The sequence below is a fragment of the Bacteroides sp. AM16-24 genome, from assembly GCF_003471885.1.
Classification (GTDB): domain Bacteria; phylum Bacteroidota; class Bacteroidia; order Bacteroidales; family Bacteroidaceae; genus Bacteroides.
Genome location: NZ_QRKI01000022.1, coordinates 83,701 through 92,123, shown reverse-complemented (window position 1 = coordinate 92,123; position 8,423 = coordinate 83,701). Strand labels below are relative to the sequence as shown.

The window sequence follows — 8,423 nt, the reverse complement described above, 5'->3', positions numbered from 1 at the left end:
TTAGAAACCTACCGTCCGAAAGGACGGCAAGGCGCTTTGCGCTTAGCCTGTGGTACGGGCAAAACCCTTATCATGTGCGTGGCCGCCTTTGAGATGAAACGTCTCGGACTGGCGAACAAGCCGATGATTATCGGACTCAAAAGCAATGTGCATGACATAGCCGACACGTTCAAGAGGGCCTATCCGAATGCCAAGGTACTGTATCCGGGCAAGGAGGACTTTACACCGGAGAAGCGTGTCGGAATATTCCATGACATCAAAAATAATAACTGGGACTGTATCATCCTGACACACGACCAATTCGGGAAAATACCCCAGTCCCCCGAAATACAGCAGGAAATATATACGCAGGAAATAGACAGCATCGAAGAAAATCTCGCAGTATTCGAGCAGCAGGGCAATGAAGTGAGCGGCTGGATAAAGAAGGGGCTGGAAAAAAGAAAGGAAAACCTTGAGGCCAAACTTGAAAAGCTGGAACAGGATATAAAAGACAGGACGGATGACGTGACCGATTTCAGGCAAATGGGCATCGACCACCTCTTCGTTGACGAATCGCACAATTTCAAAAACTTGATGTTCAATACACGCCATGCAAGAGTTTCCGGTCTGGGCAACCCCGAAGGAAGCACGAAGGCCATGAACATGCTTTTCGCCATCCGTACCATACAGGAGCGCACAGGCAGGGATTTGGGGGCCACTTTCCTGTCCGGTACGACCATTTCCAACAGCCTGACGGAACTCTATCTTCTTTTCAAATATCTCCGTCCGAAGGAAATGGAGCGGCAGGGGATCACCTGTTTTGACGGTTGGGCGGCCGTCTATGCGAAGAAAAGCACGGACTTTGAATTTTCCGTGACCAACCAGGTCGTACAGAAAGAGCGTTTCCGTTATTTTATCAAAGTGCCGGAACTCGCCAATTTTTATGCGGAGATAACCGATTACAAAACGGCTGAAGACGTAGGGGTTGACAGGCCGGAACTCAACGAGCAACTCTATCACATACCGCCCACTCCCCAGCAGGAGATTTTCATTCAGAAACTGATAAAGTTCGCTGAAACCGGGGATGCGACCTACATAGACAGGGAACCTTTGTCCAAGGCGGAAGAAAAGGCACAGATGCTGATCGCCACCAACTACTCGAACAAGATGTCGCTTGACATGCGGCTGATAGACCCTGAATACGGCGATAATCCGGGAAACAAGGCGTCCCATTGCGCAGCCAAGATTGCGGAATATTACTATAAATATCTCGACCAGAAAGGCACACAGTTCATTTTTTCAGACTTGAGTACCTATAAACCCGACCAGTGGAACATCTACAGTGAGATAAGGCGCAAACTCGTGGAAGACCATAATATTCCGGAAAAGCAGATAAAGTTCATTCAGGAAGCAAACAGCGACAACGCACGCAAGGAACTGTTCAAGGATATGAACTCCGGGCGCATCCGTTTCCTCTTCGGCTCCACACAGAAACTGGGAACGGGAGTCAATGCGCAGGAGCGTGCCGTGGCCATCCATCATCTGGACATACCCTGAAGGCCGTCCGACCTGGAGCAGCGTAACGGACGGGCGGTAAGAAAGGGCAATATCATCGCCAAGCAATATGCCGATAACAAGGTGGACTGTTACATCTATGCGGTGGAAAAGTCTCTGGACAGTTACAAGTTCAATCTGCTGCAAAACAAGCAGGTGTTCATCAACCAGCTTAAAAGCCGCAATCTGGCCGCCCGTACCATTGACGAAGGGGCGATAGACGAAAACGGCGGAGGCAATTTCAGTGAATACGTGGCTATTCTTTCAGGCAATGATGATTTGTTGGAAAAGGCAAAACTGGACAAGAAACTGGCAGTCCTCGAAAGCGAAAGGCAGGCGTATCACCGCAATAAAGGGAACGCGAAAGGAAAGCTGAATGAAAAGACCGCCGGAATAGAGAAGAACAACATTTTTATCGGACGCTTTACCAGAGATTGGGAATACCTCAATAAAGTGGCTCCGGTAGATGCGGAAACCGGGCTTCGTCCCAATCCCCTGAAACTGGACGGTGTGGACTCGGACAATATCGAGATACTCGGTAACCGGCTTGCCATAATCAATCAGAAAGCCCGGACGGAGGACGATTACATGAAAATCGGAACCCTGTTCGATTTTCGTATCCTTGTCCGTACCGAAAAGACTTGTGACGGAGACACGCAAGCCTTGCATAACAAATTCATGGTCGAGGGACTGGACGGCATCAAATATACCTATCACAACGGCTACATAGCCAAAGACCCCAAACTGGCCGTAATGTATTTCATCAATGCGCTGGAACGTATTCCCGGCATGATTGAGAAACGGGAAAAGGAAAATGCGGAGTTGTCAAAAGATATTCCGGTCTTGCAGGAAATAGTGGCAGCCACATGGCCCAAAGAGGGAGAAATCAAAAAGTTGGGTGAAGAGCTTGCCACATTGAACCGGAAGATACAGCTTACCCTTAAACCGGTAGGACGGCATGAAAATGTAGAAGGTAAAGAAACGGGAGCGGAAGAACAGAGTCTTGTCAGTGGCAGTGACGTGACTCCGGATTTACCACGGCAGGCAAAACATGTACCGTCTATGGAAATCGCAAACCCGGCAAGGGAACTGAAAAAAATATCCTAATGTTTCCTGCGGCACATTGCTGTAACCTGCGGAAGCTACGCAGGCTCCACTTCCGCAGGTTACAGCAAAGAGCCGCTTCTCAGGAAAGGACAAAGGCACGGCCGGCACCCGGATAAATCCGACCTTGCCCACCGTGCCCTTGTCTGTCAGCCGTAAATTACATCATTCCTCTTCCTCGAAGGAAAGGCTTTCCACCTGCTTGTTGATTACCTTCCAGTCAATCGAATCTTTCAGGTTGATAATATCCACAATCGAATAGTGCTTTGTCCCGTTCTCTTCTTCCGCAAAACGCAACCGTCCGCTCAAACGCTGTTTCTCAATCTCTGCCGGATCGAGATTTATCAGTTCGCAGACTTCATCGGGCAGCATGGAAAGCGCCACGTCATTTTCCTGACAGATATGTTGCAGGACGGCCAGCATGTTCAATGACTTCTTATAACTTCTCACGAGTGCAGCGAATGAACCGCTTTCAATTTTAATCATCTTCTTCATAACGCTTATTTTTTAGAGTGTTCTTCTTTTTCCAGCAACATGGCACGGAGTACGTCCGAACGGCGGTAATATATCTTTCCCTTGTCTCTATGAAAGGGGAGTGTCCCGTCATTGCGTCGTCTTAAAAGTGTCCTGTCCGACATCTTGGTAAGCAGGCGCACACCTTTTGAATCCAGTATCTCGCTGTCCGGCAAATTATGTACGGCAGGAGCCAATAACTTTTCAATGTTGGTAACTTTGGCGAGTATGGCACTAAGCATGTGGGTTGTCTGTCCACCCGATACAGTTCTTCTGTTATTCATAATGACCTTATTTTTATGTTTATGGTGCAATATTACGGAGATATTATAAGGCCATTGGTTACTCAACCGTTGAGCAACCGTCAAAAAAAGACAGAAAACGCCAATTTGGGACAAAAAAATAGCCGGGAGGTACTGTCCCCGGCTATTCTATAACAAGTAGGCATCAATAAGTTATGCCTTAAATTATTAATGTGTTAATAATCAGATTTATACGAAAATAAATGGCAGTATATTTTGCTATATTCCAAATATTGCCTACATTTGTATATGAGTTATTTGAAACTATGCAAAGCAGTGTAACCCGAAGCAGGACTTCCATCACCAAATCGTTACCTGCATCTTTTAAACTCTCTATATTTACTTTATCTTCAGAGAGTTATATCAAAATACATTGTTTCGTTAAAGGAAACTAGAGTTTCTAAGCGTAACAACAATTTCTACATATAAAAACTATACTTAATTTGAGGTTTTTGTTCCGGCGACACATATTTCAATATTTCTCCAACATTCCGACTACAATCAATTGTAATCGGAAATTTTCTATCAAATTGAGTGTTATTCCAATTCATTTTTGTAAGAGATAATATTTCTCTACATATTTGTTCAGGAGATTCATCAAAAGAAAAAAGCCTTACTTCTATAGGATTAGGAATATATTTACCTGGATACGTCCCATAATACTCAACATATCCTCTAGTATATAAAAAATGACGGCATCTATCAAGACTAAACATTGTTCCTCTTAATGGAGGATAATCATTATCTCTATATAATCTAAAACTTGTTGGCATGATAGTTACTAAATCTATTGAATTAATATTCATATCATAAGCAACCCTTTTAAAACCATCAATTTCTTCTTCGGAATAATTCGAACTCTTATGAATAACAAGCCTTTGAGGAAAGATTTTTATTGCATTATAATATTCACTCAAGGATTCCTTTAAAAGATTATATGCTTGTTCCTCCGTCAAATGAGGTTGCCTATCCTTTTTATCCTCTTTTACAGGGGTCCCTCTTAATATTACTCCATTACCGTGTTCATTAAAAATCTGTGCAACACTGGTCTGAATAGTTTTCTTATCACGGGTACGATAAAAACTTATTCCTGCAAAACAAGTTATATTATTAGTTTCCTTTTTTAAAGACCAAGGAATACCTCCTGCCTTATAATATAAGGCAGTATAAAAGTTCCAAGCTATACTTGCTTCATCTTGCATCTCAGAAGAAGGTTTAGCTATTCTATCTCTTATTATTTGAATTGGGATATTATATTCCATAGCTTTGGCTTTTAGCAATCTCCTAAAATTAAACTCAACTTCCACAGAATCCTCCTCTCCAAAATCATCATCTATTTCAAAAGTTTTAGTCCCATATATTATTTTTGTCAAAGATTCATCCAATACACATAAAATAACATCTGGCTTCTTATTGTTTGCAAGAAAATGTATTTCTGACAAATAAAGCTCCACTGTCTTAAGAATTAGCTGATCAATATCATTAGCTTCTTTTTTAATTCTGTCAAGGGTCGAATTATTAATTTTACGTATATACGATTCATCATATACAATTTTGCTATGAAATCCGATTGTTTCATTAAATCCTGGAAAATTAGTAAAAAGATTAGGTTGCTTACTCTTTTTTGCTTCAATATGATTACCACATTTTTTAATCCAGCTAATAGCAATATTAATACTTTCACTCAATCCTATAAACCCAACAACTATTTTATCAGGTCTTATATCATTAATATCTGATACATTATACTTATATATACCTGTCCGAGGACAAACATATTCCCCCTTACCAAACTGTAATAAAGGTTCATCTAGTAATTTAATTTCCATACAATGGAGTATAATTAAGTGTTAAATTAAAAGGAGAAGAAAATGATATATACTTATATTCAGCTTCATTATCTTCTAATTTATTTGTAAGACAGTATGACAAAAACATAAAATGTTGGTAAACAGAAGAATTACTTTCCAAGTTTTTTTTCTGAGCAATTAATTGACTTTCTTGTTTACAGCTATGATATCCATCATAAGTAAAACTCCATCCTGGAGTTATACTTATAAACCATTTTTCATTTGATCTAAAAGATTGAATTTTAAATGAGAGTTGCCTAAAATATAAAATTTGCTTCTTTTCGCTATTCCAAACTTCAGCAATAACAGAACGCGTTGCCATTTTTTTATTTTTCCACGTAATTTTTCGTTCCCTAGGTACCCCTATAGGCTTAAATCTAAAGTATTTTTCTTTTGGCAACCACTGGATATTCTTGTATGAAGCCAACTCTTCTATAGAACGATTTATAAGATGAAGCAGTGCTTCTTCGTACTTGAAACTAACATTGACAAATTCATTTACAGAATACTCTTCAACCGTACCAATTTCCACTAACTTATTTAAAGGTTCATCCCGATTATCCAAGGGCCTAAATGATAAAATTTTATCTTCAAAAGTAAACCAATCTCTGCAATATGTGATTTTCAATAGTTCAAACGCCTTACTTAACACCTTACCCATAGATGCACTCTTTCTAAGTTTATTGGGAGTACTCCAAGATTGCGTAATTATATCATCCCGATCTACCCCAATTATGCCTACATATACTTTTGAAGGGATATTTACTTCAAGTATATTCGGAAATAGCACTTCTGTTTTTATTATCTCTCTATGTTCTAATAGATATCTTCGTTTACTTATTTCCTCTTCACAAAACTCATTTTTCAATAATTGTAATAAAGAATCTATTTTAGCAATACTAATTAAAGAGTTTACTTCTTTAAGAATATCGCTATAATCTAAAATATCTTTTTCCGAAAATTCTAATTCATTATCATAAGCTACAGAGAAAATAGCATCTGAATACTTTTTCTGCTTCTCTGTTATGATATATATAAGTAATCTATCATAATCCTCGCAACGTTTCCCTTTTACAAATTCATTTATTGTATGTTTGACTTTGTCCCCAGTAGCAGTAGATGTAACTTGAACCGCTATTCTATTTTCTGTATCCACTAGATCTATAGCAGCAGAATTCCTCACTTTATTATTTATATTAACTAAATTTACTCCATAAACCAAATTTAAAATAGGAATAATCACATTTTCTGCATGAACATTGATATCATACAAATTTAGACTATTTAAACTTTCGACCTCAGTTCTAAATCTTGCAAATAATTCTGCTATTTTTTCTATTTTTTCTTTTCTATGCATACAATTACATTTTACATATTTTCAAAGGTACACAAAAAAAATATTTCTATAAACTTTCTCTTAAATTATTATGAATAAAATTAGATATCAGAATATCGCCTTATCAATAATTTAATACATCATTTATAAAATAAAGTAGTAGAGAAATTAGGGAAACTGCTTTATATGAGTCCAAACAAATTCAATTAAATAAAAAAGAGCCATATTACATCTAAAAAGAATCTTTAACATGCTCTTCTATATTCAATCAGTCTATTTACATAGAAAAAGATCTTATTCAACAATAACAGAACTGTCGTCCTTATTAAATGGAAAATGAAAATCCATCTTTATCTGTGACATCTCACGTATCACTGTACGATCCAGCACACGTGCATAATGACGGGTCATCTGGACATTGGTATGCCCCAACATCTTAGCAACACTCTCTATCGAGACACCATTGGCCAGGGCAAAAGTGGCAAAAGTATGGCGCGCTGTATGGGTGGTCAATGTTTTCTTTATACCGCAAATATCAGCAAGTTCCTTAAGGTAGGCGTTCATTTTTTGATTGCAAAGTACCGGAAAAAGCACACCATGTTTCTTACAATATTCATTGGTGGAATACTTTTCCAAAATCTTCAATGGTATTTCCATCAATGGAATATTACACATGATTTTGGTCTTCTGTCTTCCCTTGCGTATCCACCTGACACCGTTCGAGTCCTCCACGATATGTTCCTTTCTCAAACCATGAATATCCGAGAAAGCCAAACCGGTGAAGCAACAGAACACAAAAATATCCCGTACCTGACTTAATCGTGGAATATCAATTTCCTTCGATATCAGCTTCTGGATTTCTGAATCTTCCAAAAAGTCCGGTTCCACCTTATCCAATGAGAATCTAATTTCTAAAAACGGATCGTTCTTCATCCATCCCTTAGCCAAAGCAATACGGATAATCTTCTTAAAATTCTTCAAATATTTGGTGGCAGTGTTATGACAACACTTTTTCTCTGTCTTAAGCCAAAACTCGTAATCCTCAATAAACTGGCGGGAAACTTCATCCAAAAGAACATCTTTCTTATGATATGTCTCCCAAACAAAATCCCGGGTATGCTTCAAGGATGTCTCATAACGCTGCACGGTTGCAGGCGCCATGTCCGTACCGGACAATTGGGCGCATTTATCATTATGTTCACGGAAAGCCTCAAACAGGGTACGCTGTACGGGGGCATCCTTACCCAGAAAACGGTCCAAGACACTGCCGGCAAAAACCGCTACACCTTCTATTTCCAGTTCACGCTGAATTTTCATTATCCTCAAACGGATAGAGTCAAGATACAGATTCAGTTCCTTGTACTCACGCTTCTTTTCCAGGGCCTTTCCTTTTGCCGCACTCCAGAATTCCGGAAGAATTGTTTTCTTCACTGAAGCATCAACTCGCACTCCATTCACTGTAATTCTCATCATTATCGGAGCCTCACCGTTCCGATTCAATTTCGTCCTACGAATGTAGAACAATAGACAAAATGTTGTTCTTTCCATCTTACTTGTTTTTTAATCACAAAACTAAATTTCCAAGAGCAACAAGTCAAGATGCAAAACACTGATAAACAATGAATTATTTACTTAATAGGTGTACCTGACATTGAAGGCAAACAGGTACACCGAATAGTACACCGAAAGAATGCTTTGATATGCTTATTTTTGCTATGCACCAAAAACAAAAAATCCCCATAAAGTATTAATTTACAGGGATTTTCTTTATTTTGCAATTCTTTC

6 protein-coding genes and 1 pseudogene are annotated in these 8,423 nt (G+C 39.1%); 2 read left to right on the top strand and 5 right to left on the bottom strand.

The window, feature by feature from the left end; genetic code table 11:
- A pseudogene (locus DW182_RS19905) lies at positions 1-1,536 on the top strand (DNA methylase); the annotation flags it as partial.
- Between the two features lie 81 nt (positions 1,537-1,617).
- Positions 1,618-2,640, top strand: coding sequence for a hypothetical protein (locus DW182_RS19900; RefSeq protein WP_032844858.1), 1,023 nt, complete (start codon positions 1,618-1,620; stop codon positions 2,638-2,640).
- A gap of 162 nt (positions 2,641-2,802) precedes the next feature.
- Here DW182_RS19900 and DW182_RS19895 read toward each other — a convergent pair whose 3' ends face one another.
- From DW182_RS19895 to DW182_RS19875, 5 genes are all read right to left on the bottom strand, one after another.
- Complete coding sequence (locus DW182_RS19895) at positions 2,803-3,132, bottom strand: hypothetical protein (RefSeq protein ID WP_011965447.1); 330 nt, start codon at positions 3,130-3,132, stop codon at positions 2,803-2,805.
- A 5-nt stretch (positions 3,133-3,137) separates the two neighbouring features.
- Positions 3,138-3,434, bottom strand: coding sequence for a DNA-binding protein (locus tag DW182_RS19890; RefSeq protein ID WP_032844857.1), 297 nt, complete (start codon positions 3,432-3,434; stop codon positions 3,138-3,140).
- Positions 3,435-3,871: 437 nt separating this feature from the next.
- A complete protein-coding gene (locus DW182_RS19885) occupies positions 3,872-5,281 on the bottom strand; it encodes a hypothetical protein (protein WP_016268111.1) in 1,410 nt (469 codons plus the stop codon).
- Positions 5,271-6,659 carry an SMEK domain-containing protein gene (locus DW182_RS19880; RefSeq protein ID WP_042994498.1) on the bottom strand — a complete coding sequence of 463 codons (1,389 nt, stop codon included), beginning with the start codon at positions 6,657-6,659 and terminating at the stop codon, positions 5,271-5,273. The genes DW182_RS19885 and DW182_RS19880 overlap by 11 nt, the downstream gene beginning before the upstream one ends.
- A 273-nt stretch (positions 6,660-6,932) precedes the next feature.
- Entirely contained in the window at positions 6,933-8,186 is a 1,254-nt protein-coding gene (locus DW182_RS19875; protein ID WP_032846095.1) for a site-specific integrase, read from the bottom strand.
- Positions 8,187-8,423: the final 237 nt, after the last annotated feature.

Coding starts and splice junctions, on each gene's coding strand:
- DW182_RS19890 (WP_032844857.1), bottom strand. CDS start 3,434: ATGAATAACAGAAGAACTGTATCGGGTGGACAGACAACCCACATGCTT.
- DW182_RS19875 (WP_032846095.1), bottom strand. CDS start 8,186: ATGGAAAGAACAACATTTTGTCTATTGTTCTACATTCGTAGGACGAAA.
- DW182_RS19895 (WP_011965447.1), bottom strand. CDS start 3,132: ATGAAGAAGATGATTAAAATTGAAAGCGGTTCATTCGCTGCACTCGTG.
- DW182_RS19880 (WP_042994498.1), bottom strand. CDS start 6,659: ATGCATAGAAAAGAAAAAATAGAAAAAATAGCAGAATTATTTGCAAGA.
- DW182_RS19885 (WP_016268111.1), bottom strand. CDS start 5,281: ATGGAAATTAAATTACTAGATGAACCTTTATTACAGTTTGGTAAGGGG.